The following is a 23,565-nucleotide window of genomic DNA, read 5'->3' as shown; positions in this document are numbered from 1 at the left end:
CCTCTCCGAAGGCAGGTGCCGACCATGAACCCGATGCCGTCCTGGCTCGCCTCACTCGCCGACGCCGCGTCCGGTATGACCGTGCCCCCGCAGATGCGGCCGCCGCGCGACGGCGGCCGCGAGTCCGCGGTCCTCATCCTCTTCGGTGAGGGCCCCCAGGGCCCCGACGTGCTGCTCATCCAGCGCAACGCCGGACTGCGCAGGCACGCCGGCCAGCCCGCCTTCCCCGGCGGCCGGATCGAGCCCACCGACCCCTCACCCGAGGCCGCGGCCCTGCGCGAGGCCGCCGAGGAGACCGGCCTGGTGCCCGACGGCGTGGACGTCGTCGGCCGCCTCCCCGAGCTCTACCTCAGCTACAGCGACTTCCGGGTCGCCCCCGTCCTTGGCTGGTGGCGCGAGCCCTGCGAGGTGCGCCCCACCGACCTGGGCGAGGTCGCCGCCGTCTCCCGGGTCCCCGTCGCCGACCTGGCCGAGCCCGGCAACCGCGTCATGGTGCGCTACGGGGACGGCACCCGCTGGGGACCCGGCTTCCGGGTGGACGGCATGCTCGTGTGGGGGTTCACCGGTGCCATCGTCGACCGCCTGCTCGTTCTGGGCGGCTGGGAACTTCCCTGGCGCAGGGAGGGTCTCACCGATGTGTTCGAGGCGACGCCGCACGGACTGCGCCCCGTCGGCTGAGGCCCGACCCGCTCACCTCGCTCCCGTGGGTAGCGCACACCTTTGGAGGGCAATGTGCTCGACGTGATCCTGATCGTCCTGTTGCTGCTTTTCGCGGTGACCGGGTACCGACAGGGTTTCATCGTCGGTGTCTTCAGCTTCGCGGGATTCATCGGCGGCGGCGTGCTCGCGGCGCTGACCTGCCCGGAGTACATCCAGCGGTGGGTGGAGGACCCCGGCCGGCAGGCCCTGGTGGCCATCGCCGTGGTGTTCCTGTCCGCCGCCCTGGGCCAGTTCCTGCTCTCCTACCTGGGCACGATGGTGCGCAACAAGGTGACCTGGGACTCGGCGCGGGTCGTCGACGCCATGGGCGGAGCCGTCGTCAGCGGCCTGTCGGTGCTGCTGGTGGCGTGGTTCATCGGCAGCACGGTCGCCAACTCGGCGCTGCCGTTCGTCGCCGACCAGGTGCGCGGCTCCCGCATCCTCCAGTCCGTCGACACGCTCATGCCGGAGTCGGCGCACAGCGGCTTCTCGACGTTCCGCAGGGTGGTCGACCAGAGCGCCTTCCCCCAGGTCTTCAGCGGACTGGGAACGGGGGAGCTGGCCGAGGTCGACCCGCCCGACCCCGACGTGCTCACCACGCCCGAGCTCATCGAGGCCAGCCGCAGCGTCGTCAAGGTGCTGGGCACCGCCCCGTCCTGCCAGCGGCGGGTCGAGGGCACCGGGTTCGTGTACTCCGACGGCCGGGTCATGACCAACGCCCACGTGGTCGCCGGCGTCACCGACGACCTGCGGGTGGTCACCCGCGAGGGGTACCAGCTGGAGGCCACCCTGGTGCTCTTCGACGCCCAGCAGGACCTGGCCGTGCTGCACGTGCCCGAGCTGGACCTGACGCCGCTGGAGTTCACCGCCGACGCGCCCCAGGGCGGTGACGCCGTCGTCGCCGGGTTCCCGCGCAACAGCGGGTTCACGGCGGTCCCGGCCCGGGTGCGGGCCCGCCAGACCGCGCAGGGCCCCGACTTCTACCACTCCCAGCAGGTGAGCCGGGAGATCTACCAGGTGCGCGCCGTGGTGCGTCCGGGCAACTCCGGAGGCCCGCTGCTGGCCCCCGACGGCACGGTCTACGGGGTGGTGTTCGCCGCCGCCACCAACGAGCCCGAGACGGGGTACGTCCTCACCTACGACGAGGTCGCCGCCAACGCGGAGAGGGGTCTGACCGCCACCGCCGAGGTGTCGTCCCAGACCTGCGACTGACCCGCCCCGGGGGCGTGCCCCGAACGAACGAGGGCGCCCCCCTGCCGGGGGGGCGCCCTCGTCGCAATCGTGCCCGGAACCCTAGTTGGACCTCGGGTCCGGGGTGATCGGCCAGCTCATGCGCACGATGGTGCCGTGCTCACCGGGGTCGATCTTCACCTCGTCGGCCAGACCGGTGATGACCGCCAGACCCAGCCCCGGGGAGAACCCCGAGATCCCGCCGGGAGGGGTGTCCTCCCCGTCGAGGAAGAGTCCGTCGAGAAGGGGCTCGGTGTGGTCGGCCGGTTCCGGGACCTCCGTGGCCGGGGCCCGGTCGGAGACGACCACCTCGAAGCGTCGGGTCGCGCTCCCGTTGGCGCGCAGGATACGGCTCGCGGTGTCGGCACGGGGGTCCGACGCCGGATCAGGCCCGCCGTCGTCGATCAGCTGGAGCAGGATCGGCTGCGTCGGGCAGTGCAGCTTGTGCGCCGCCACCGCCCGGGAGCACGCCTCACCGACCGCCAACCGGATCTCGTCGATGGTGGAGGCGGGGATGCCCGCCCGCCGGGCCACGGTCGCGGCCATGAGCCGGGCCGTGCGCACGTGGGCCGGAAGCGCACTGATCGTGAGCGTGATGGTCGCCATCGCTCGCTCTGTACTACTTCGCCGAACGCTTGTCGATGGCTTCCTGAACCGTGTTGTGGATACCGAACACCTTGGTCAGGCCGGTGATCCGGAAGATCTTGAGGATGCGCTCCTGGGTGCACACCAGGTCCAGGGTGCCGTCGTGCGCGCGCACGCGCTTGAGGCCGCCCACGAGCACGCCCAGACCCGTCGAGTCCAGGAACTCCACCTTCTCCATGTTGACCACGAGGTGGAAGTTGCCCTTGTTGACCAGATCGATCAGCAGCTCACGGAGCCGGGGTGCGGTATAGACGTCGATCTCACCCTCAACGACGACGATCTCGGTGTCGCCCTCGGTGTAATGATCAAGCTTCAAGTCCACTAGTCCTCCAGCGCCGATGATCTCTGCCGGGCGTTACCCCACCAGCACGCATTCAACCACGGGTGGCGTGCCGGTCCTCCCGTGATGCACGGAAAAACGGTGACACCGCGCGACCGTTCCCCCGGATGACACACTGAAACCAATGTCCGCCCAGTGAGGAGGGGTCCCGGATGACGCGACCGGAGTCCGTGCTTCCCGGTGTGTGGCGTGACGATACCCGGTACCCGCAGGTGACCCACGTCGAGCACGTGGCGCGGCACGACGGGGTGAGCGGGCGGTGGCCGGAATGGACCCCGGCCCTCCTGGTCGAACGCCTGGCCGACCGGGGGATCACGGAGCCGTGGTCCCACCAGGTGGCCGCCGCCGACCTCGCCCGCTCGGGCCGTGATGTGATCATAGCCACGGGTACCGCCTCGGGAAAGTCACTTGGCTTCCTTATGCCCGCGGTGGAGGCGGTTGACGCGGGCGGAACCGTTCTCTATCTCTCACCGACCAAAGCGCTGTCCCGGGACCAGCTCCGCGCCATCGAGGACCTGCGGCTGCCCGGCCTGCGGGCGGCCGTCTACGACGGCGACACCCCGCCCGAGGAGCGCACCTGGGTGCGCGAGCACGGCAATTACGTGCTCACCAATCCGGACATGCTCCACCACGGCATGCTGCCCCGGCACGAGGCATGGCGGCGCTTCCTGAGGCGGTTGCGCTACGTGATCGTGGACGAGGCGCACCTGTACCGCGGGGTGTTCGGCTCGCACGTCGCCCAGATCCTGCGCCGGCTCCGGCGGGTGTGCGCCCGGCACCGGTCCGAGCCGGTGTTCGTGCTCGCCTCGGCCACCTCCGGGAGCCCCGGGGAGAGCGCCGGCCGGCTCACCGGGATCCCGGTCACCGCCGTCACCGAGGACGGGTCGCCGCGGCCGGGGATGTCGGTGGCGCTGGTGGAGCCGGAGTTCACCGACCTGACCGGCGAGCACGGCGCCCCGGTGCGCCGGACCGCGCCCTCCCACGCCGCCGAACTGCTCGCCGAGCTGGTCAGGGAGGGTGTGCGCACGCTCGTGTTCGTGCGCTCCCGGCAGGGCGCCGAGCTGGTGGCGCTCACCGCCCAGCGCCTGCTGGAGCCCGATCTGGCCCGCCGGGTGGCCGCCTACCGCGGCGGCTTCCTGCCCGCCGAGCGCAGGCGGCTGGAGGAGGCGCTGCGGACCGGGGAGATCCTCGGGCTGGCCAGTACCAACGCCCTGGAGTTGGGGGTGGACATCACCGGCCTCGACGCCGTGATCATCGCCGGGTGGCCCGGCACCCGGGCCTCCCTGTGGCAGCAGGCGGGGAGGGCCGGGCGCGGGGACGACGCGGCACTGGCCGTGTTCGTGGCCCGGGACGACCCCCTGGACACCTACCTGGTGCACCACCCGGAGGCGATTTTCGGTCAGTCCGTAGAGACCGCCGTACTGGATCCGGAAAACCCGCACATCCTCGGCCCGCACCTCTGCGCGGCCGCCCAGGAGTTCCCGATCACGGAGGACGACTTCTCCCTCTTCGGACCCACCACCCGGGAGCGGCTCGACGAACTCGTTCACCGGAAATTCCTCAGGAAGCGGCCGAGGGGGTGGTTCTGGACGAGCAACGAAAGGGCAAGTGACCTGGCCGATATCCGGGGTTCCGGGGGGTCGCCCGTGCAGATCGTCGACACCTCGACGGGCGGACTGCTCGGAGAGATCGACGAGGCGGCCGCCCACGGCACCGTCCACCCCGGGGCGGTGTACCTCCACCAGGGCGACACCTACCTGGTCGGGGAGCTGGACCTCGACGAGGGGGTCGCCCTCGTGCGGCCGGCCGAGCCCCCGTACAGCACGTGGGCGCGCGACACCACGGACATCACGGTCCGGTCGGTCATCCGTGAGGAGCGGTGGGACAGCGGGGTGGTGCTGCGCTTCGGCGAGGTAGAGGTGGTCCGGCAGGTGGTCGGCTACCTCAAGCGGGACGTGCGCACCGGCGCGGTCCTGGGCGAGCAGTCGCTGGACCTGCCCGAACGAACCCTGCGCACCCGCGCCGTGTGGTGGACGCTGCCCCCCGAGGCCGAGGAGCGCCTGCGCAAGGAGGAGGTCGGCCTGCTCGGCGCCGCGCACGCCGCCGAGCACGCGGCGATCGGCATGCTGCCGCTGCTGGCCACCTGCGACCGCTGGGACATCGGCGGGGTGTCCACGGCCACCGGCCGGGTGGAGGTGTTCGTCTACGACGGCCACGAGGGCGGCGCCGGGTTCGCCGAACGCGGCTACGCGGCGGCCCGGGAGTGGCTCACCGCGACCCGGGCGGCCATCGCCGACTGCGCGTGCGAGGCGGGGTGCCCGTCCTGCATCCAGTCGCCCAAGTGCGGCAACGGCAACGAACCGCTGAGCAAGTCCGGCGCCCTGCGCATGCTGGACGAGGTGCTGGGCGCCGCAGGCTGAGGCGTTCAGAGACCCGGGAGCGGTCGGGGGCGCGCGTCGAGGCGGGGAGCGCGCCCGGGCGGGGCCGGGGGCGCCGGGAAGGGGGCGTCGCCCACGGCGGCGTACAGCAGGAGCGGCAGCTCGGCGTCGTCGTGGACGAGGGCCAGCGCCGCCCAGCGGCCGGTCTCCGGGAGGCTCCACACCCGTAGGTCGCAGACCGCCGTGTAGAGGTGGCCGAGCGCGGACGGGAGCTCCGCGCCGTCGAGCGCGGCGTCCGCGTAGGGGGCCGGGTCGACGAGCCCGGGGGCGCCCCAGCGTTCGGTGAGGGCTGCCTCGACCTCCGCCAGGTCGGCCTCGATCGCGGCCTGGGCGGCCTCGACGGTCCCGGGCGAGCGGTCGTCCCAGAAGTCCCGGCTCATGGCCAGGAGCGCCAGGTGGAAGTCGGCGCCGCCGGAGGGCTGGGGCCGCCCGGGGGAGTAGGGGCGGGCCAGGTCCGCGTCGATCAGGCGCAGGCGGGCGCGGACGTCGGCGGGAGTGTTCACACGGATCCTTCGGGCGTCGGGTTCTCCCGGCGGGCTCTTCCCGTCCGGGGGCGGCGGCCGCGGGGCCCGGCGGCGGCCACGGCGCCATCATCGCGCGGGACGGTCCGGCAGGGGCGGGGTGCGGGCCGGGCAAAGTTATCCACAGGCTGGGGAAAGCCCTTCCGTCGCCTCCCCGGGCCGCCCACCCTGGAAACCGGGGCGACATCCCTGTCACCCCTCCTACCAGGGAGGTTCCGTGTTCTCTTCGGCATGCCTTGCCGCCGTCACCCGCTGTCCGCTGCCCCTCGCGCGGCGGCACCCGGCCGCGGACGCCGACCGCGGCATCACGACGACCGAGTACGCCCTGTGCATTCTCACGGCGGCGGCCTTCGCCGGGGTCATGTACGCGATCGCCAAGAGCCAGGCCGTCAACGACGCCTTCACCGGGATCGTCGTCAATGCGCTCAACAACGGCTTCTGACCGGGGGGCCGTCACCGTCGAGTTCGCCCTCACCCTGCCGGCCCTCCTCCTCGTCCTGGCGCTGGCCGTCGGTGCGGTCACCGCCGCCGACGCCCGGCTCGCCTGCGCCGACGCCGCACGCGTGGGCGCCCGGTCCCTGGCCCGTGGCGAGAGCGAGGCACAGGCCCGGGAGCTGGCCCGCGCCGCCGCCCCGGACGGCGCCCGGGTCGGCCTGGGCCGGGACGGCGGGACGGCGCGGGTCACCGTCACCGCCCGGGTCCGGTTCGGCCGCGTCCACCTCCACACGGTGGAGGTGAGCGGCACCGCCGCCGTCCTCCTCGAACCAGGGGTCCCACCATGACCCCGGGCCCTCGGAGCGATGTCCGGGCCGGACCCGGGCCCCGGCCCGGGGGCGTTCGGGGCACGACCGGGTCCCGCCCCGGAACCGGACGCGACCCCGCTCCCGACACCGGGGCGGCCGCCGTCCACTGGGTGGCCATGGCGGTCCTGCTGTGGACGGTCGCCCTGGCCGCCGTCCTGGCGGCGACCGCCCGGTTCGACCGGGACCGCGCCGGCACGGCGGCGGACCTGGCCGCCCTCGCGGCGGCCTCCGTCGCCGTCCACGGGCGGGACACCGCCTGCGAGCGGGCCCGCCTCACCGCCGAGGCCAACGGGGCCTCCCTCGACACCTGCGAGATCACCGGCCACACCGCCGAGGTGGTGGTCGCCGTCCCCTCTGTTCTCGACCTGTCCGTCAGCGCGGGCTCACGTGCCGGGCCGGTCCACGGAGCCCTTCCGGAGGAAGCACCATGACCCTGCCCGCCCTGATGTGCGCCCTGCTCCTCAGCGCCGCCCCCGACCCCGCCCCGCCGTCCCCCTGCCCGCCGCCCACGGAACTGCGCGCCCACCCGCCGGTGCACGCCGTGCCCTGTACCCGCCCGTGGACGGAACCCCCGGAGTGCGTGCCGCTCCGGCTGCCCCTGTCGGCGGTGTCCGGCTCCCCCCGGCCACCGGAGGAGAGCGCGGCGTCGGTGGCGGACGCGGAGCCGACGGCCCCGCCACCGGCGCGTCCGGCCTCCGGCGACGGCGGCCCCGTCCGGGCGGTCTCCAGCGGGGAGGCTCCGGCGGCGGAGCCGACCTCCGTGCCGGCGGTGCTTCCGAGCGGCGGCCCGAGCCCGACTGCGGAGCCGAGCGAGGCGGAGTGGAGCGGCGGCCCGGACGCCGAGACCGGCGCCGTCCAGGTGGTGCACCACGTCTCCACCACGCCGGCCCCGGCCGACACCGTCGCCCGGGTTGTCGGCAACACCTCCACCGTGCTCCTGGCCCTGCTCGCGGTGACGTCGCTCGCCCTGCGCCTCACCGTGGGCTGGCCCCGCTTCCCGGAGCCCTACCTGGGCCGCCGCCGAGCGGGAGGAGACCGCGACACCCACTGGTGACCCCCCACGCCCCGCCGAAAGCCCCGCCCCGGCCCGCCGCCGGATGAGTGCGAGCGTCACTCGTGTCCGCGCGCCGCCGTGGGTAACGCCCTTATGCCTGTGGGGTGCCCGCCGTGACACGGTGATGGAGGCATGCGCAGATGTCGATCGGTCCGTCCTCATCCTGGCCCGCCGCCAGGCGGGCGCGGGTGCTGCCGACCCCCGGACCCGCCCTTGCCCGGATCCCGGCCACCGCCAGGTGGCTGCTGCCCGGGCCCGGCCTCGTCCAGGACAGTCTCCGGGCGGGTGCGCGGGGGCGCGATCGGCCTGGGGTGTGGCCGTCCGGGTGGGGCTCGGGTGCCGTCGCGACTGTTGTGGGGTGGGCGGGCAGGCGCGGTTCCTGAGCCGGGGGGCGGATGGCCGGGGCTACGGCCGGATGGATGAGCGGGGGTCGTCGCCGGGCGGGGCGGGGCGGCCCGGGGGCGGTGCTTCGGGCCGTCGTGCCCTGGTGGGTGGGCTTCGGGCGCCCTCCCGCGTTCCGGAAGCCGCAGGTCGGCCACGGCGGGGCCGTAACGGTCGTACCCTCCGATGTATGGGACACCGACACCCGAGCAAACTCAAGAACACCGAGGTAGGCCATGCCCGGGCGCGGTGGCTGCTGCGGGCGGAGTTGGCGGGGTGCGCCGAGTGCCGGGCCGAGGGCGACCGGGAGGCCCTGGCCGACCTCGACCAGGAGGGCGTGTTCGACTCCCTGATCAGCGGGTTCGTGCTCGCCCGGGTCCAGCAGTGGCGGGCGCCGGGCCGACCTCCCCGCTACCCGGCCACGGTGTACCGCCTGGCCCCGGTGGACGAGCGCGACTTCTGGCGCGCGCCCACCCAGCACTGCATGCGCCTGTGCACGGTCGAGGGACCGCGCGGCACCCGGGTGAACACCCTGCCCGCCCTCAAGGAGTTGCGGCTGATGCCTATGCGGGACCGCTCCCTGGTGCTGGACGACATCATCGACGGCCTGAGCGAGGACGAGGCCTGACCCGCCGCCTCTCGGCAGCCTGACGCCGATCCCCTGTCCCGCGCCACGCCCCGGTACCGGCGGCCCCCGCTCCGGTGGCTCGGCCGGGATCACCCGCCCAACGCGCGCGACAGCAGGTCCACCACCATCGGGACCACCCCCACCAGGAGGAAGGACGGCAGGAAGCACAGCGCCAGCGGCATCACCACGAGCACCCCCAGGCGTTCGACCCGCGCCGACGCCAGAGAGCGCAGCTCCCTGTGCAGGTCCGCCACGTGCCGGTCGAGCAGGTCGGCCACCGGCGCCCCGGTGTCGGCGGCGCGGGCCAGGTCGCGCCCGGCCGCCACCAGCGGCTCGGGCAGCACCCCGGCAGACTCCGACCAGGCGGAGGCCGGATCCGCCCCCAGGCGCAGCCGGTCGGCCACCGATGCCAACTCCGCCCCGAGCCTGCCGGGGGCGGCCCGCGCCACGGCCGCGAGGCAGGACACCAACGGCGCCCCGGCCCGCATCCCGGCGGCGATGAGCCCGATCACCACGGGGACGTCGCCGGTGAGCGCGATCCGGTCGTCCCGCGTTCTCCCCCGGGCGCGCACCCACCATCCGACCCCGCAGGCCGCGACCACGGCCGCGCCGAGCGGCCCGAACAGGGCCCCGGCCACCGCCGCCGCACCCGCCGCGGCCGCCGTCAGGACCAGCAGCCGACCGGGGAGGCGGGGCTTCGCCTCCGTTGGCGGCCGCAGCCGCATTCCGGGGCCGCCGCCCATCGCGATCCACACCCCCACGGCCCCGCACACCACGGTGATGACGATGAACACGCTCCCCCCTCACTTTTCCGTCCCTGCCATCCGTTGGCCACGGGTGCCCCGAGCCTGTCCGGCGGACGCCCCCGGCCGGTCCGGCGCGTGCGCCCGGCGGGCGCGGGATCCGCATCGGACCGCCCCTCACGATGGCCGCTGCGGGCCCTCCCGTGCGCGGTCACCGCGGAGGGCGGCCGTGTTCCGACGAGCCGGGCATGCCTAGTCCTCCCGGTCCCCTGTGGGCCCTCCCACGCGCGGTCACCGCGGAAGGCAACCGCGCTCTGACGAACCGGCACGGCTAGTCCCCCGTTCTACTGCGGGCCCTTCCCGCGCGGTCACCGCGGGGGGCGGTCGCGTTCCGACAGCCGGGCACACCTAGTCCCCCCGGTCTACGGCGGCGCGCACCAGCCGCGAGATCCACCACAGCCCGGTGAGGTTCAGCAGCACACCGAGCACCAGGCAGAGCAGCCCCAGCGGGGTCGTGAACAGGAACACCAGCGGCGAACCCCCCAGCCCGGCCGACAGCAGCAGCCCCACCACGGGGAGCAGGCCCAGCACGATCGCCGTGGTCCTCGGGCCGCCGGTGCGCGCCGAGATCTCGGCCCGCACCTCCTCCTGCGCGGTGAGCTCGTCGGCGAGCGCGTCCACGACATCGGCCAGCCCGGCACCGGTGTCCGAGGCCACCTCCCAGCACACGGCCAGGTAGGCGAGGGCGCGCAGGTCCGGATCCGCCTCGGCGGCCCGCACCGGGGCCCGGGTGCCGAACCCGTCGCCCACCGCCCGGGCCACCTCCGGCCCGGCCTCGGCGAGCGCCGCCCCCAGCGCGTCCTCGGGCGGCCTCCCGGACCGCAGCTCGGCGGCCAGCACCCGGCACAGGGTGATCACCCCGCGCCGTTTCTCCCGGCCCGGCGCCGTCCTCCGCCGCAGCACCGACGCCCGCACGCGTTCCAGCACCCCCACCGGCCCCGGACCGCGCGGCACCTGCCATCCGATCCGCCCCGTCCCGGCGTCGACCAGCACCCCCAACAGCACCAGCCCCACCGCGCACACCCACACCCCGACCACGCCACGCCCCCGAACGTCCCTCGTCCCCGCCCCGCACACCCGTGTTCTCCGAAGACCCCGCGCACCCCGGCCGTTCCGCGGTTCCCGGGCCCCGGCCCGGCCGGCGCGCAGTCCTCGGGCGCCGCCGCCACGGCTCCCTCGCGGTGCCTCCCGCGCCGGTGCTCATCGGCGCCAGCCGTCGCCGACACGGGCGGTGAGGACGCCGACCCCCGGGTGCTCGCGCTGGGCCCCGCCCGCGGCGAACGACACCGCGGGCACCGTGTGCACCAGCCCCTGGCGGTCGTGGTCCAGCACCCGGACCTCGGCCAGCCGCCGGACCCCGGCCTCCCGCACCAGGTGCACCACCAGCACCCCGGTGGCCGCCAGCTGGCTGTGCACCGCCTCCCGTCCGAGCCCGGCCGCGCAGCCCAGGGCCTCCACCCGGGCCGGCACGTCCCCCGCGCCGTTGGCGTGGAGCGTCCCCGCACCGCCCTCGTGGCCGGTGTTGAGCGCGCCCAGCAGGGACACGATCTCCGGCCCCCGCGCCTCGCCCACCACCAACCGGTCCGGGCGCATCCGGAGAGCCTGGCGGACCAGCACCTCCAGGGTGACCTCGCCGCTGCCCTCGATGTTGGCGGGACGGGTCTGCAGGCGCACCACGTGCGGATGGTCGGGGCGCAGCTCGGGGGAGTCCTCGGCCAGCACGATCCGCTCGCCCGGGTCCACCAGGGACAGCAGCGTCGAGAGCAGGGTGGTCTTCCCCGTCCCCGTGCCACCGCTCACCAGGAAGGCCGCCCGCGAGTCCACCACCGCCCGCAGCAGCGCCGCCCCGCGCCGGGTGAGCGTCCCGCAGTCCACCAGCCGGTCCAGGGTGAACACCCGGCGGGGCGGCATCCGCAGCGACAGGCACGCACCGGTGGGGGAGACGGGCGGCAGCACCGCGTGCAGCCGCGCTCCGTTGGGAAGGCGCGCGTCCACATAGGGCACCGCGGCGTCCAGCCGCCGCCCGGCCTGGGCGGCGAGCCGCTGGGCCAGCCGCCGCACCGCCTCCGCCGACTCGAACCGCACCTCCACCCGGCGCAGCCCGCCGCCGTCGTCCACCCACACCTCGTCCGGCCCGTTGACCAGGATGTCCGTGACCCCGGAGGTCATCAGCTCCTCCAGCGGCCCGGCACCGGCCAGGTCCGCGGCCAGCCGCCGGGTCAGCGACAGCACCTCGGCGTCGCCCAGCACCCCGCCCTCCGCCCGCAGCGCCGCCGCCACGTTGCCGGGGCTGACCACCACCCCCGAGGCCACCAGTCGGTTGCGCACCGCCTCCACCAGGTCGGGCCCGGCGGAGCCGCCGGTGCGCCGGGGCGGCGGCCCGTCCCGGAGGAGGGTGGAGCCGGTCACCGACGGCCGCCGCAGCGCCCGCTCGGTCAGCGCGCTCACCGCGGCACCCCCGTCAGTTCGGCGACGAGCCGGTCGGCGAACCCGGCCAGCGGCGAACGCGGGTGGTCCGCGGGCCGCCGTCCGGCGGCCAGCGCACGCTCCAGGCCCGGCTCCGGCGGCAGGTCCGCTCCCAGTGCCAGCCCCAGCCCCCGGGCCACCACGTCGGCGGTCAGCCCGCCCGAGGCCCCGCGCACCACGGCGCGCACCTCCCGGGACTCCGCCCGCAGCCGCGGCACCATCGCCGACGCCGACACCACGGCGGCCACCTGCGCGGGCACGACCAGCAGCACCAGGTCCGAGCGGTTGAGGAAGGCCGTGACCGCGGCCCCGAACGACCGCGGGAGGTCGACGACCACCAGGTCGCACCCCTGCCGGGCCGACTCCAGCATCGACCGGGCGGCGGCAGCGGGCAGCGGACCCCGGCGCGCGTCCGGCCCGTGCACCCAGGTGAGCACCGAGATCCCGGCCGGTCCGGGCAGCCGCGCCGCCACGTCCGACCAGCGCAACCGGCCGCGCCGGTCCGTCAGGTCGTCCCAGCCGAGCCTGCCGTCCACCGGGTCGCGCTCGCAGCCGAGCAGGATGTCGGGACCGCAGCCCAGCGGGTCGGCGTCCAGCAGCGCGGTGCCGTGCCCGCCCCGCGCCCCGGCCAGTGCCAGGGCGACGGCGAGCAGGCTCGCCCCGGCCCCGCCGCGCCCGCCCATCACGGCCACGGTCGGCGCCCGCCGCCCGGGCTGTCCGCTCGCGGAGATCAGGCCGGTCAGCAGCATCTCGTCCCGGGGCAGCAGCATGGTGCCGCCCGCCCCGCCCGCACCGTTGGGCCCGCCGTGTCCGGGACCCGGCCCGGGCCCCGCGTCCGGACCGCCGCGGGCCACCACGACGAACCGGGCGTGCGGCGGCCGCTCACCCGAACGCAGCTCCGGGTACAGGTCGGCGCCCAGCACCACCAGCGGCGAGCGCGGCCACGACAGCAGCGCGCGGTCGACGGTGTCGGCGGTGTTGACCCGGACCGAGGCGGCGGCCGACAGCCGCAGCAGGTCGTCGAGCAGTCCGGTGTCGGCGGTGGCGATGAGGGGAACGGCGTCCATGGGGCCTCCGGGCAGGGGGAGGGGCACCCTTCGACCATCGCCGATCCCGGGGGTCGGCGAAAGCCGGACCGTCGATCTGTGGATAACCCGTCCGGGGCGGGGCCGTGGGCCGCACCGGACGGCGGGGCGCCGGTCAGGGCCGGGACGCCGCCTCCGAAGACCTGCGGGCGGGATGCGCACACGGGGGCGGATGCACATCCCACCCGGCAGGCTCGGCGAACGGGCCTCGTGCGATGTCCCGCGTCAGGGGGGCGCGCGGGTGGATCGCCCTCTCGACCCTGGGGGGAGGGCCGGGCCCGCCCTTCGGAAGGGTCGACGAGGGGAGGGGAGCCCCCGGACCACCGAAAAGCGCGTCGGGACATGCGTTCCGCCCGGATCCGGCCCCACCGGGCCGCACACGAAATGCGCGCACGCCACGGCTTTTGCCGAAGTGGTGTGAACCGGTTCCCGTCGGAACGACGGAACCGACGCTACCACGTGACACTGCGTATCGGTTCGGGAATCCAGGATGAAAAGTTGGACCAACCACCTTTTCGAAGCCCGGGGACCGGCGTAGAAAGAAAGGGATCGGTGGCGTAGACCCACCCCGACAGGTGAACCGGGAACCCACGCACCAGCAGGCCTCGTAGGGCCCGCCTCGACCGAGACGCTCGATGAAGCGCCTGGTCAGGACAGACGAATGGATGCTTGTTAACCCGGTGCAGCCGGTCGGAGACGGCGCCTCGCGGATTCCCCGCGGGGCGCCGTTCGCCGTGTTCGGCGAGAGGCCGGGGCAATCCCGAAACATTGGGTAACGGACAAGCGTGACCGAACCGATATCGTTCGTGCCTCTACCCGTTGGTAAATGGACGAGTAACAAGCGCGGTTTCCGTTCACGGACCGCTCCGCGCCGCCCCGATCCGCCGCCGGCCGGGCCGTCCCGGCCGGCCCTCGCCGTGCCCCGGCCCGGGGCCCGCCCCGGCCCGCGACACGCCCGGCCCTCAGCCGCGCTTGAGCGCCTCGCAGGTCGCCAGCGAGTCCTGCGCCCCGGCCCGCACCGCCCGGCAGCAGTACACGACCCACCCGGCCACGCCCTCGGCGGTCCCGGACATGTACCCGCGCAGCGCGGGCGCGTACTCCTCCGACAGCGTCCGGTGGCCCAGCTCGGACGGCACCAGCGATTTGGGGTCCAGCCCCCGCTCGACCAGCGTCAGCCGCTCGGCGGCCCGCGCCACGATCCCGTCGCCCCACCCGAACGGGCGGATCGCCATCAGCTCGCCGTGCACCAGGGCCGACGTCACCAGCGCGGGCACCGAGGTGCGCGCGCCCAGCAGCGCGTACAGGCCCTCCAGACGGGCGAGCGCGGCCTCGGGGGCGAGCGCCTCGCCCAGCTCCAGCGGGTCCTCGACCCGCTCGCCGGCCATGCGCGGCCGCCCCAGGGCGTCGGCGGACACCGCGTCCGCGGCGGCGAGCGTGTGCAGCCGGGCCAGCACCTGCCGCGGCGCCTTGGGCCAGGTCTCCACCAGGGTCCCCAGCTCGCCGCCCACCCGCAGGGCGCCCTTGATCCGGGTGTCGTACACGTGCCCGGCGCGGATCTCGTCCATCGAGACCTCGGCGCCCTCCAGCGCGGCGGACGCGCACGCCCCGCGCAGCGAGGACTCCATGGACACGTCGCTGCTCCGCCGGCGCAGGATCCGGTGACCCAGCAGCCGGTCCACCAGGGTCCGGGTCTCCTCCACGGCCTCGGCCACACCGGGCAGTGCGGCGATCCTGGCCAGCGGGTCGGTCTGGGCGGCAGAAGTCGTTTCGCTCACGAGAACCAACATACGCGCCGGTAACACCGGCCACCGCGTGCCCTCCGCCGGTCGTCCGTCCCCCCGCTCCCGCGCCGGCGACCGTTCGTCGCCCGTCGGCGACCGCTCACCGGCCGTTCGTCGCGCGCCGGGTCGCCCCCGGCGCTGGAACCGACCCTGCCTGTTCCACAGGTCCAGACCACATGATTAATTTGGTGTGAACCAGCCTACGTAAGGAGAATCACAGTGGCCGACAGCACTCCCCCGAGCCAGGAGACACTGTCCAACCTTCTCCATGAAACACGCAGCTTCCCCCCGCCGGCCGATCTGGCCGCGAACGCCAACGTCAAGGCCGACGCCTACGACGAGGCGGCCGGGGACCGGCTCGGTTTCTGGGAGGAGCAGGCCCGCAGGCTCCAGTGGGACCGGCCCTGGGACACCGTCCTGGACTGGCAGCCGCCCTTCGCCAAGTGGTTCGTCAACGGCAGGCTCAACGCCTCCGTCAACTGCGTGGACCGCCACGTGGCCAACGGCCTGGGCGAGCGCGTCGCCTACTACTGGGAGGGCGAGCCGGGCGACACCCGCACGATCACCTACGCCGAGCTGAAGGACATGGTCTCCCAGGCCGCCAACGCCCTCACCGAACTGGGCGTCACGCGGGGCGACCGGGTCGCCATCTACATGCCGATGATCCCCGAGACGATCGTCGCCATGCTGGCCTGCGCCCGCATCGGCGCCGTCCACATGGTGGTCTTCGGCGGCTTCTCCGTCGACGCCCTGGGCCAGCGCCTGGACGACAGCCAGGCCAAGCTCGTCATCACCGCCGACGGCGGCTACCGGCGCGGCAAGCCCAGCGCGCTCAAGCCCGCCGTGGACGCCGCGGTGGCCGACCGCCCGGCCGTCGAGAAGGTCCTCGTCGTCCGCCGCACCGGCCAGGACGTCGAGTGGACCGACCGCGACGTGTGGTGGCACGACCTCGTCGACTCCCAGAGCACCGAGCACACCCCCGAGGCGCACGACGCCGAGAACCCGCTGTACATCATGTACACCAGCGGCACCACGGCCAAGCCCAAGGGCATCCTGCACACCACCGGCGGCTACCTCACCCAGGCGTCCTACACCCACTGGGCGGTCTTCGACCTCAAGCCCGAGACCGACGTCTACTGGTGCGCCGCCGACATCGGCTGGGTCACCGGCCACTCCTACATCGTCTACGGCCCGCTCTCCAACGCCGCGACGACCGTCCTCTACGAGGGCACCCCGGACACCCCGCACCGCGGCCGGTTCTGGGAGATCATCGAGAAGTACAAGGTCACCATCGCCTACATGGCCCCCACGGCGATCCGCACCTTCATGAAGTGGGGCGACGACATCCCCGCAGGGTTCGACCTGTCGAGCCTGCGCGTCATCGGCTCGGTGGGCGAGCCCATCAACCCCGAGGCCTACGTCTGGTACCGCAAGCACATCGGCGGCGACCGGACCCCGGTCGTGGACACCTGGTGGCAGACCGAGACCGGCGCCATCATGGTGAGCCCGCTGCCGGGCGTCACCTCGGGCAAGCCGGGTGCGGCCATGCGCGCCCTGCCGGGCATCGTCGCCGACGTCGTGGACGAGAACGGCAACCCGGTCCCCGACGGCGAGGGCGGCTTCATCGTGATCCGCGAGCCCTGGCCGTCCATGCTCCGCGGCATCTGGGGCGACCCGGAGCGCTACAAGGACACCTACTGGTCGCGCTTCGAGGGCCTGTACTTCCCGGGCGACGGGGCCAAGAAGGACGAGGACGGCGACCTGTGGCTGCTCGGCCGCGTCGACGACGTCATGCTCGTCTCCGGCCACAACATCTCCACCACCGAGGTCGAGTCCGCCCTGGTCTCGCACCCGAGCGTGGCGGAGGCCGCCGTCGTCGGCGCCACGGACAAGGTCACCGGCCAGGCCATCGTCGGCTTCGTGATCCTGCGCAGCGGCGCCGAGGAGGTCTCCGAGGAGACGGTCAAGGCCCTGCGCGACCACGTCGGCGCCTCCCTCGGGCCGATCGCCAAGCCCGCCCGCCTGCTGGCCGTGCCCGAACTGCCCAAGACCCGCTCGGGCAAGATCATGCGCCGCCTGCTGCGCGACATCGCGGAGAACCGCGAGGTCGGTGACACCTCCACGCTCACCGACTCCTCGATCATGGAGGTCATCGCCAAGCAGCTGCCCTCCGTGAAGCAGGGCGACTGACACGCGCACCCGCGTGCGGGGCGCCCCGGGCCGCGGGCCCGGGGCGCCCCCGTCGTTTCCTCGTCCGGGCACGGATGCTCACCCGCGTGACGAAGGCGGAGCCCCGTGTTGTGCGTGCCGTGAGGGACACCGGTGGCGGCCCATGTGCGAGGATGCGGAGGATCGTCCGCGTGTTCTGACCGACAGAAGGGAAACCCCGCGATGGTGGACAAGCCGGGAACCGGCGGGCCGGGTGCCGTCGGAGACACCGACCGCTCCGTCGGTGAACTCGTCTCGGACGTCACCGGGAACTTCTCCCGTCTGGTGCGCCTCGAACTGGAGCTCGCCAAGGCCGAGGCCAAGCTCGAGGCGGCGAAGGCCGGCAAGGGCATCGCGGGGTTCGCGGTGTTCGCCGTCCTCATGCACATCTTCGTCATCCTCCTCTCGGTGACCATCGCCTTCGTCCTGTACGAGGTGGCGGGCCTGCCGGGGTGGGCCTCCTTCGCCATCGTGACCGGCTTCTACCTGCTCGTCGCGATCGTGTTCGCCCTCTTCGGCCTGGTCAGCTTCCGCCGGATGCGCGGCCTGGAGCGGACCCGCCTGACCACCTCCCGCCTGGGCGCCATCCTGCGCCGCGAGATCACCCCGCCGGGCTCGGAGGTCGCCGCCGCCGGCAGGGCCGGGGCCACGGCCACCACCGGAAACTAGACGCCCCACCGTGCTGGACGATTCGGCCGCCTACGTCGAGGGCCCCTGGGCCCACCGGACCGTCGGGGCCGCGGGCGCCCGCTTCCACGCCGCCGAGCTGGGGGAGGGGCCGCTGGTGCTGTTCCTGCACGGCTTCCCCCAGTTCTGGTGGGCGTGGCGGCACCAGCTCACCGCCGTCGCGGGGGCGGGCTACCGGGCGGTCGCCGTCGACCTGCGGGGGTACGGCGGCAGCGACAAGACACCCCGCGGGTACGACCTGGTGACCCTCGCCCAGGACGCCGCCGGACTGGTCCGGGCCCTGGGCGCGCGCCGGGCGGTCGTGGTCGGCCACGGCGTCGGCGGCATGGTCGGCTGGACCATGACCGCCTACCACCCGGGCACCGTGCGCGCCCTGGCGGCGGTCGCGTCCCCGCACCCGGGCCGGGCGGCCCGTCTGATGCTCTCCGCGGGTCCGGGCGCCCGCCACATGCTCCGTGCCCAGCTGCCGATCCTGCCCGAGCACCGGCTCCTCGCCGACGGCTGCGCCAGGGTCGGCGACCTGCTGCGGGAGTGGTCCGGCCCGGGCTGGCCCGACGCCGAGGCCGAGAAGATGTACCGGATCGCGTTCTCCATCCCCAAGGTGTCCCACTGCTCCCTGGAGTACCACCGCTGGATCGCCCGCTCCCGGCTGCGCCCGGACGGCCTGCGTTACCACGCGCGGATGCGGACGCCGGTGCGCGTCCCGGTGCTCCAGGTCCACGGCTCCCTCGACCCCGTCTGCCCGCCGGAGACGGCCCGCGCCTCGGAGCGCTCGGTGACGGGGGCCTACCGTTGGAGGGGGATCCCCGGCGCCGGGCACTTCCCCCACGAGGAGCGCCCGGACGCCGTCTCGGACGAGCTCACCCGGTGGCTCGACTCCCTCCCCGGTGACGACTGAGGAAGAAGGTGGACACGGTGAACGCGGACCGCGACCGCGCCCCGGACGGGCGCGCGCAGAACCAGCGACCCCGCGACCGCTACGGCCGGCCGATGCCGCACGGCAGCGCGGGCGAGGTGGAGCGGGTGCCCGACGACGCCGAATTCTCGGCGGAGGAAGGGCTGGAAACGGCCCAGGACCTCCTCGACCGGGGGTACGCTTTCACCGCCCACGAAGTCCTCGAGGCCGTCTGGAAGTCCTCCCCTGAGTCCGAACGCGAACTGTGGCGCGGACTGGCGCAGACGGCCGTGGGCGTCACCCACGCCCAGCGCGGCAACCTCACGGGCGCCGCCCGCCTGCTGCGCCGCGGCGCCGACCGGGTGGAGCCGTACGGCCCGGACGCCCCGCACGGTGTGGACACCGCGGCGGTGGCGGCCTTCGCCCGCTCCCTCGCCGACGACCTCGAAGCGGGCCGCGCCCGCCCGGGCGACGGGGTGGACCCGTCCCGGATGCGTTTGCGCTGAGGCCCCTGGGGCGGCTTCCCGTTTCATTCCCTTATGGGAACTTTAACGTTAACACCGCATTAAGTCGTTATGCAAGAAGAATATCGCCGATAAATCCATTTATCCGTTTTTCGAGATCACCGATGGATCACATCTTTGATCGTTCTCGAAAAAACCCCTAATCCGCTCTCTTCTTTTTTCTTCGGGCTGCGTAGGATTTCCGGATCACCGCCCGTGAGCACGTGGCGCGGGCAGTGTGCACCAAACCGAAGGTGGCACCGCTTCGACCCCGGACCACGTGCCGTCGGGCCAGTTCAAGGCTCCTTCCGGACGGCGGTACGGGCACGGTTCCGCGCGGGATTCCCCGCGCTTCGCGTGCGCGGGGGAGAAAAGGTCGTGCCCGTCGCAAGGAGGACGGATTGTCTGGGCTCAACCTCGCCGCGCCAAGCGGCACGGCCCTAGAACTGCAAGGCATCGACTTCACACTCGTCATCATCGTCATGGCGGTCGCGCTCCTCGCGCTCGCCGTCGCGGGGATGCTGGTACGTGAAGTCCTCGCCGCCGGACAGGGCACCGAGCGAATGCGCAACATCGCCGTCGCGGTCCAGGAAGGAGCGGGTGCGTACCTCCGACGGCAGTTCCGCACCCTCGCGGTCTTCGTCGTCGTCATCCCCCTGCTGCTGCTCCTGCTCCCCGCCGACTCGTGGGCCATCTCCATCGGCCGGTCCGTCTTCTTCGCCCTCGGCGCCCTCCTCTCCGCCGCCACCGGCTTCATCGGCATGTGGCTCGCGGTCAGGGGCAACGTCCGCGTCGCGGCGGCCGCCCGCGGCGGCACCGCCGCCGACAGCCGCACCGCCATGCGGATCGCCTTCCGCACCGGCGGCGTCGCCGGCATGATCACCGTCGGCCTGGGCCTGCTCGGCGCGGCCGTCGTCGTCCTGCTGTACCGGGGCGACGCCCCGATCGTCCTGGAGGGCTTCGGCTTCGGCGCCGCGCTCCTGGCCATGTTCATGCGCGTCGGCGGCGGCATCTTCACCAAGGCCGCCGACGTCGGCGCCGACCTCGTCGGCAAGGTCGAGCAGGGCATCCCCGAGGACGACCCCCGCAACGCCGCCACCATCGCCGACAACGTCGGCGACAACGTGGGCGACTGCGCGGGCATGGCCGCCGACCTGTTCGAGTCCTACGCCGTCGTCCTCGTCGCCTCCCTCATCCTGGGCCGCGTCGCGTTCGGCGTCGAGGGCCTCGTCTTCCCCCTGCTGGTCCCGATGATCGGTGTCCTCACCGCCATCATCGGCATCTTCATCGTCGCGCCCTCCGCGCGCGACAAGACGGCGATGTCCGCGATCAACCGCGGTTTCTTCATCTCCGCCGGCATCTCCGCCCTGCTCGTCGTCGCCGCCTCCTTCTGGTACCTGCCCGGCAGCTTCCAGGAGCTGTCCGGCGTGAGCCAGAGCGTCCTCGACGAGATCGCCGAGGCGGGCTACACCGACGCCGACCCGCGCGTCATCGCGATCGCCGCGGTCCTGATCGGCCTCGTCCTCGCGGCCGCCATCCAGCTCCTCACCGGCTACTTCACCGAGACCGACCGGCGGCCGGTCCGGGAGATCGGCGAGAGCTCCGAGACGGGCGCCGCCACCGTCATCCTGTCCGGCATCTCCGTCGGCCTGGAGTCGGCGGTCTACTCCGCCCTGCTCATCGCGGGCGCGGTGTACGCGGCGTTCCTCCTGGGCGGCGGGTCCATCACCCTCAGCCTGTTCGCCGTCGCCCTCGCCGGGACCGGCCTGCTCACCACCGTCGGCATCATCGTCGCGATGGACACCTTCGGCCCCGTCTCCGACAACGCCCAGGGCATCGCCGAGATGTCCGGCGACGTCGAGGGCAAGGGCGCCGAGATCCTCACGAGCCTGGACGCCGTCGGCAACACCACGAAGGCCATCACCAAGGGCATCGCGATCGCCACCGCGGTCCTGGCCGCCACCGCCCTCTTCGGAGCGTTCCGCACCTCCGTCCAGGAGCAGCTCGGCGGCGACGAGGTCTTCTCGCTGTCCCTGGACAGCCCGGACGTCCTCGTCGGCGTCATCATCGGCGCCAGCGTGGTGTTCTTCTTCTCCGGCCTGGCCATCATGGCGGTCGGCCGCGCCGCCGGCCGCGTCGTCCTGGAGGTGCGCGAGCAGTTCCGCACCCGCCCGGGGATCATGGACGGCACCGAGAAGCCCGAGTACGCGCGCGTCGTCGACATCTGCACCCGCGACTCCCTGCGCGAGCTCATCACCCCCGGCCTGCTCGCCGTGCTGGCCCCGATCGCGGTCGGCTTCGCCTTCGGCTACGCCCCGCTGGGCGCGTTCCTCGGCGGCGCCATCGCCGCGGGCGTCCTCATGGCGGTGTTCCTCGCCAACTCCGGCGGCGCCTGGGACAACGCGAAGAAGCTCGTCGAGGACGGCCACCACGGCGGCAAGGGCTCGGAGGCCCACGCCGCCACGGTCATCGGCGACACCGTCGGCGACCCGTTCAAGGACACCGCGGGCCCGGCCATCAACCCGCTCCTGAAGGTGATGAACCTGGTCGCGCTGATCGTCGCGCCCAGCGTCGTCATCTTCCAGGACAACACCGTCCTGCGGGTCGGCGTCACCGTCGTGGCGGTCGCCATCCTCGTCGGCGCGGTCCTGTGGTCCAAGAAGCGCGGCTCGGGCACCGAGACCGAGCCGGCCGAGCTCGGCCACGGCGCGCCCGAGAGCGGCGACGACGATGAGACCCCCTCCGCCGGCTCCCCGGCCGTCGGGGGCGGCGGCATCACCGACGAGGCCGCCGGGACCGGTGGCAGGGAAGAGGCCCGCACCAACTAGGCACGCACGACGAGGGGCCGCCGGGAGCACCCGGCGGCCCCTCCTACTCTGGAGCGAAGAACGTACTCAGGGGGGCTCATGTCGGGAATGAAGGGTCTGTTCGTCATCGTGGGGGTGATGGTGGGGTTCATGGTCCTGCTCTCCATCGTCGCGACGGTGATCGCGTCATGACCGACCGGACGCTGCTCCTGCTCCGCCACGCCAAGGCGGAGGCGGGCTACGGGGTCATCGACTACGACCGCGCCCTCACCGACCGCGGCCACGACCAGGCCCGCCGCGTGGGCCGCCTCCTCGCCGAGGCGGGGCACACCCCGGACCACGTCATCTGCTCCGCGGCCAAGAGGACCCGCCAGACCCTCGAAGGAGTTCTGGAGACCCTCGGCACCACACCGGAGATCGACTACTCGGAGTCGGCCTACACCGCCGGCGTCGACTCCCTGGTCGAGCTGATCACCTATGTCGACCCAGGGGTGCGCACCCTCCTGGTGGTGGGCCACAACCCGACCATCGCCCAGCTGGCGGCGACGTTCGTGGGCAACGAGGCCCTGGTGTCGTACTCGCCGGCCACCGTCTCCGCGGTGGACATGGAGGTCGAGTGGCTCTACACGGCCCCGGGCATGGGGTCCGGACGCATCCTCGGCTGAACCTCCCCGCAGGCGAGCCCGCGGGAAGCAGCAGGTCAGAGTGTGCGCCCATGCCATCGATCAAGAAGATCCAGGTCACCTTCGACTGCGCGGAGCCCGAGCGTGTCGCACGCTTCTGGTGCGAGGTGCTGGGGTACGTCCTGCCGCCGCTGCCGGGCGAGTTCTCCACCTGGGAGGACTACAGGAACTCGCTGCCCCCCGAGGAACAGGGCGTATGGTGCGCCTGCGTCGACCCCGCGGGGGAGGGCCCGCGCCTGTACTTCCAGCGCGTTCCCGAGGGAAAGGCCGCCAAGAACCGGGTGCACGTCGACGTGCGGGTCGCCTACGAACTCGCGGGCGAGGAACGCCTCGCCGCCCTCGAAGCCGAATGCGCCCGCCTGGTCCGACTCGGCGGGGCACACGTGGAGACGCTGTACGACGGCAACGACGCCTGCATCGTGATGCAGGACGTCGAGGGCAACGAGTTCTGCCTCACCTGATCCGAAAGCCGGCCGACCACGCCGCCCCGGCCCGGACGATCAGGGGACACAGAGTGAACCCCTCCACCTCGGGACGAACCGCAGCACCACCAGCGGCCTCCGGGCCTGCGCCCCCGAGACCGATGATTGTGACCCAGGACACGCCGACGAACGTTTGCTTCGCTCGCGGTCGAGGGGTAGTGTTCTCCGAGTCGCCTCCAACGGGTCCAAGACCCGAAGGGGCACGACCGAGCGAGCCGAACGCGAAAGCGGGCGGGCCGGTCGATCTTCTTCTCTCCGAAATTCAGCGGTCCGAAGCAGTGCTGCGGACATGTAAACTCGGAGAGTGCTCCCAAAGGAAACAGCGGGAGCGACGCCTTCACTGAAATCAGAAGGACCCGGAAAACGCCGATTTGGCGGGGAACGGGAACACTGATAAAGTGAAGACACAACAAAGCGGAAACGCAG

General features: G+C 73.5%; 23 protein-coding genes. 15 read left to right on the top strand and 8 right to left on the bottom strand.

Annotated features, from left to right (window positions below; genetic code table 11):
• The first annotated feature begins 24 nt into the window (after positions 1-24).
• Positions 25-678 (top strand): CoA pyrophosphatase, encoded by a 654-nt coding sequence (locus tag ACFVNO_RS27450; RefSeq protein WP_355268444.1) that lies wholly within the window; start codon positions 25-27, stop codon positions 676-678.
• A 54-nt stretch (positions 679-732) separates the two neighbouring features.
• Entirely contained in the window at positions 733-1,911 is a 1,179-nt protein-coding gene (locus ACFVNO_RS27445; protein WP_355268449.1) for a MarP family serine protease, read from the top strand.
• Positions 1,912-1,992: 81 nt separating this feature from the next.
• Here ACFVNO_RS27445 and ACFVNO_RS27440 read toward each other — a convergent pair whose 3' ends face one another.
• A complete protein-coding gene (locus ACFVNO_RS27440; RefSeq protein ID WP_220564133.1) occupies positions 1,993-2,535 on the bottom strand; it encodes an ATP-binding protein in 543 nt (180 codons plus the stop codon).
• A 13-nt stretch (positions 2,536-2,548) separates the two neighbouring features.
• The gene (locus ACFVNO_RS27435; RefSeq protein ID WP_073381848.1) at positions 2,549-2,896 is read right to left on the bottom strand and encodes an STAS domain-containing protein; all 348 of its coding nucleotides are present in this window, start codon (positions 2,894-2,896) and stop codon (positions 2,549-2,551) included.
• Positions 2,897-3,066: 170 nt separating this feature from the next.
• On the opposite strand from ACFVNO_RS27435, the gene ACFVNO_RS27430 reads away from it, so the two are divergent.
• Positions 3,067-5,334, top strand: coding sequence for a DEAD/DEAH box helicase (locus tag ACFVNO_RS27430; RefSeq protein WP_355268452.1), 2,268 nt, complete (start codon positions 3,067-3,069; stop codon positions 5,332-5,334).
• A gap of 5 nt (positions 5,335-5,339) precedes the next feature.
• On the opposite strand, the gene ACFVNO_RS27425 is transcribed toward ACFVNO_RS27430, so the two are convergent.
• Entirely contained in the window at positions 5,340-5,855 is a 516-nt protein-coding gene (locus ACFVNO_RS27425; RefSeq protein WP_355268455.1) for a hypothetical protein, read from the bottom strand.
• 235 nt (positions 5,856-6,090) lie between these two features.
• On the opposite strand from ACFVNO_RS27425, the gene ACFVNO_RS27420 reads away from it, so the two are divergent.
• The 5 genes from ACFVNO_RS27420 (at position 6,091) to ACFVNO_RS27400 (ending at position 8,739) form a co-directional block, all read left to right on the top strand.
• Positions 6,091-6,315 carry a DUF4244 domain-containing protein gene (locus ACFVNO_RS27420; protein WP_355268458.1) on the top strand — a complete coding sequence of 75 codons (225 nt, stop codon included), beginning with the start codon at positions 6,091-6,093 and terminating at the stop codon, positions 6,313-6,315.
• Positions 6,293-6,655, top strand: coding sequence for a TadE family type IV pilus minor pilin (locus ACFVNO_RS27415; RefSeq protein ID WP_355268461.1), 363 nt, complete (start codon positions 6,293-6,295; stop codon positions 6,653-6,655). The genes ACFVNO_RS27420 and ACFVNO_RS27415 overlap by 23 nt, the downstream gene beginning before the upstream one ends.
• The gene (locus ACFVNO_RS27410; protein ID WP_378896836.1) at positions 6,652-7,107 is read left to right on the top strand and encodes an Rv3654c family TadE-like protein; all 456 of its coding nucleotides are present in this window, start codon (positions 6,652-6,654) and stop codon (positions 7,105-7,107) included. Before ACFVNO_RS27415 ends, ACFVNO_RS27410 begins: the two co-directional genes overlap by 4 nt.
• Positions 7,104-7,730 (top strand): hypothetical protein, encoded by a 627-nt coding sequence (locus ACFVNO_RS27405; protein ID WP_355268467.1) that lies wholly within the window; start codon positions 7,104-7,106, stop codon positions 7,728-7,730. The genes ACFVNO_RS27410 and ACFVNO_RS27405 overlap by 4 nt, the downstream gene beginning before the upstream one ends.
• A 571-nt stretch (positions 7,731-8,301) precedes the next feature.
• Positions 8,302-8,739 carry a hypothetical protein gene (locus ACFVNO_RS27400; RefSeq protein WP_220564138.1) on the top strand — a complete coding sequence of 146 codons (438 nt, stop codon included), beginning with the start codon at positions 8,302-8,304 and terminating at the stop codon, positions 8,737-8,739.
• A gap of 89 nt (positions 8,740-8,828) precedes the next feature.
• Here the strand turns inward: ACFVNO_RS27400 and ACFVNO_RS27395 are convergent, their stop codons facing one another.
• The 5 genes from ACFVNO_RS27395 to ACFVNO_RS27375 all read right to left on the bottom strand — a co-directional run bounded on the left by ACFVNO_RS27395 (position 8,829) and on the right by ACFVNO_RS27375 (position 14,880).
• A complete protein-coding gene (locus ACFVNO_RS27395; protein WP_378896831.1) occupies positions 8,829-9,533 on the bottom strand; it encodes a type II secretion system F family protein in 705 nt (234 codons plus the stop codon).
• Between the two features lie 357 nt (positions 9,534-9,890).
• Positions 9,891-10,580 (bottom strand): type II secretion system F family protein, encoded by a 690-nt coding sequence (locus ACFVNO_RS27390; protein WP_378896828.1) that lies wholly within the window; start codon positions 10,578-10,580, stop codon positions 9,891-9,893.
• 162 nt (positions 10,581-10,742) lie between these two features.
• The gene (locus ACFVNO_RS27385) at positions 10,743-11,882 is read right to left on the bottom strand and encodes a TadA family conjugal transfer-associated ATPase (protein WP_378896994.1); all 1,140 of its coding nucleotides are present in this window, start codon (positions 11,880-11,882) and stop codon (positions 10,743-10,745) included.
• 104 nt (positions 11,883-11,986) lie between these two features.
• On the bottom strand, positions 11,987-13,075 hold the full coding sequence (gene ssd, locus ACFVNO_RS27380) for a septum site-determining protein Ssd (RefSeq protein ID WP_355268477.1): 1,089 nt from the start codon (positions 13,073-13,075) through the stop codon (positions 11,987-11,989).
• A gap of 980 nt (positions 13,076-14,055) precedes the next feature.
• The gene (locus ACFVNO_RS27375; protein ID WP_378896824.1) at positions 14,056-14,880 is read right to left on the bottom strand and encodes an oxidoreductase; all 825 of its coding nucleotides are present in this window, start codon (positions 14,878-14,880) and stop codon (positions 14,056-14,058) included.
• Positions 14,881-15,093: 213 nt separating this feature from the next.
• Here ACFVNO_RS27375 and acs point away from each other — a divergent pair, with 213 nt between their 5' ends.
• From acs to ACFVNO_RS27340, 7 genes are all read left to right on the top strand, one after another.
• Positions 15,094-17,064 carry an acetate--CoA ligase gene (gene acs / locus ACFVNO_RS27370; protein WP_355268483.1) on the top strand — a complete coding sequence of 657 codons (1,971 nt, stop codon included), beginning with the start codon at positions 15,094-15,096 and terminating at the stop codon, positions 17,062-17,064.
• Between the two features lie 201 nt (positions 17,065-17,265).
• Positions 17,266-17,751, top strand: coding sequence for a phage holin family protein (locus tag ACFVNO_RS27365; RefSeq protein ID WP_220564142.1), 486 nt, complete (start codon positions 17,266-17,268; stop codon positions 17,749-17,751).
• 10 nt (positions 17,752-17,761) lie between these two features.
• The gene (locus ACFVNO_RS27360; protein ID WP_355268487.1) at positions 17,762-18,667 is read left to right on the top strand and encodes an alpha/beta fold hydrolase; all 906 of its coding nucleotides are present in this window, start codon (positions 17,762-17,764) and stop codon (positions 18,665-18,667) included.
• A gap of 8 nt (positions 18,668-18,675) precedes the next feature.
• Positions 18,676-19,170, top strand: coding sequence for a DUF309 domain-containing protein (locus tag ACFVNO_RS27355; protein WP_220564144.1), 495 nt, complete (start codon positions 18,676-18,678; stop codon positions 19,168-19,170).
• A gap of 398 nt (positions 19,171-19,568) precedes the next feature.
• Complete coding sequence (locus ACFVNO_RS27350) at positions 19,569-21,995, top strand: sodium-translocating pyrophosphatase (RefSeq protein ID WP_355268491.1); 2,427 nt, start codon at positions 19,569-19,571, stop codon at positions 21,993-21,995.
• A 167-nt stretch (positions 21,996-22,162) separates the two neighbouring features.
• Positions 22,163-22,639 carry a SixA phosphatase family protein gene (locus ACFVNO_RS27345; RefSeq protein WP_378896817.1) on the top strand — a complete coding sequence of 159 codons (477 nt, stop codon included), beginning with the start codon at positions 22,163-22,165 and terminating at the stop codon, positions 22,637-22,639.
• A gap of 50 nt (positions 22,640-22,689) precedes the next feature.
• Entirely contained in the window at positions 22,690-23,118 is a 429-nt protein-coding gene (locus tag ACFVNO_RS27340; protein ID WP_355268497.1) for a VOC family protein, read from the top strand.
• Positions 23,119-23,565 lie beyond the last annotated feature (447 nt).

The organism is Nocardiopsis sp. NPDC057823 (assembly GCF_042797335.1).
GTDB classification, from domain to species: domain Bacteria; phylum Actinomycetota; class Actinomycetes; order Streptosporangiales; family Streptosporangiaceae; genus Nocardiopsis; species Nocardiopsis changdeensis.
Note: the sequence above shows the minus strand (reverse complement) of the source record. Positions and strands in the feature narration are given on the sequence as shown.

Excerpts from the sequence above, each read along its gene's own strand:
- ACFVNO_RS27450 (WP_355268444.1), top strand. The coding sequence starts at position 25 with ATGAACCCGATGCCGTCCTGGCTCGCCTCACTCGCCGACGCCGCGTCC.
- ACFVNO_RS27440 (WP_220564133.1), bottom strand. The coding sequence starts at position 2,535 with ATGGCGACCATCACGCTCACGATCAGTGCGCTTCCGGCCCACGTGCGC.
- ACFVNO_RS27430 (WP_355268452.1), top strand. The coding sequence starts at position 3,067 with ATGACGCGACCGGAGTCCGTGCTTCCCGGTGTGTGGCGTGACGATACC.
- ACFVNO_RS27415 (WP_355268461.1), top strand. The coding sequence starts at position 6,293 with ATGCGCTCAACAACGGCTTCTGACCGGGGGGCCGTCACCGTCGAGTTC.
- ACFVNO_RS27410 (WP_378896836.1), top strand. The coding sequence starts at position 6,652 with ATGACCCCGGGCCCTCGGAGCGATGTCCGGGCCGGACCCGGGCCCCGG.
- ACFVNO_RS27405 (WP_355268467.1), top strand. The coding sequence starts at position 7,104 with ATGACCCTGCCCGCCCTGATGTGCGCCCTGCTCCTCAGCGCCGCCCCC.
- ACFVNO_RS27400 (WP_220564138.1), top strand. The coding sequence starts at position 8,302 with ATGGGACACCGACACCCGAGCAAACTCAAGAACACCGAGGTAGGCCAT.
- ssd (WP_355268477.1), bottom strand. The coding sequence starts at position 13,075 with ATGGACGCCGTTCCCCTCATCGCCACCGCCGACACCGGACTGCTCGAC.
- ACFVNO_RS27375 (WP_378896824.1), bottom strand. The coding sequence starts at position 14,880 with ATGTTGGTTCTCGTGAGCGAAACGACTTCTGCCGCCCAGACCGACCCG.
- ACFVNO_RS27365 (WP_220564142.1), top strand. The coding sequence starts at position 17,266 with ATGGTGGACAAGCCGGGAACCGGCGGGCCGGGTGCCGTCGGAGACACC.
- ACFVNO_RS27345 (WP_378896817.1), top strand. The coding sequence starts at position 22,163 with ATGACCGACCGGACGCTGCTCCTGCTCCGCCACGCCAAGGCGGAGGCG.
- ACFVNO_RS27340 (WP_355268497.1), top strand. The coding sequence starts at position 22,690 with ATGCCATCGATCAAGAAGATCCAGGTCACCTTCGACTGCGCGGAGCCC.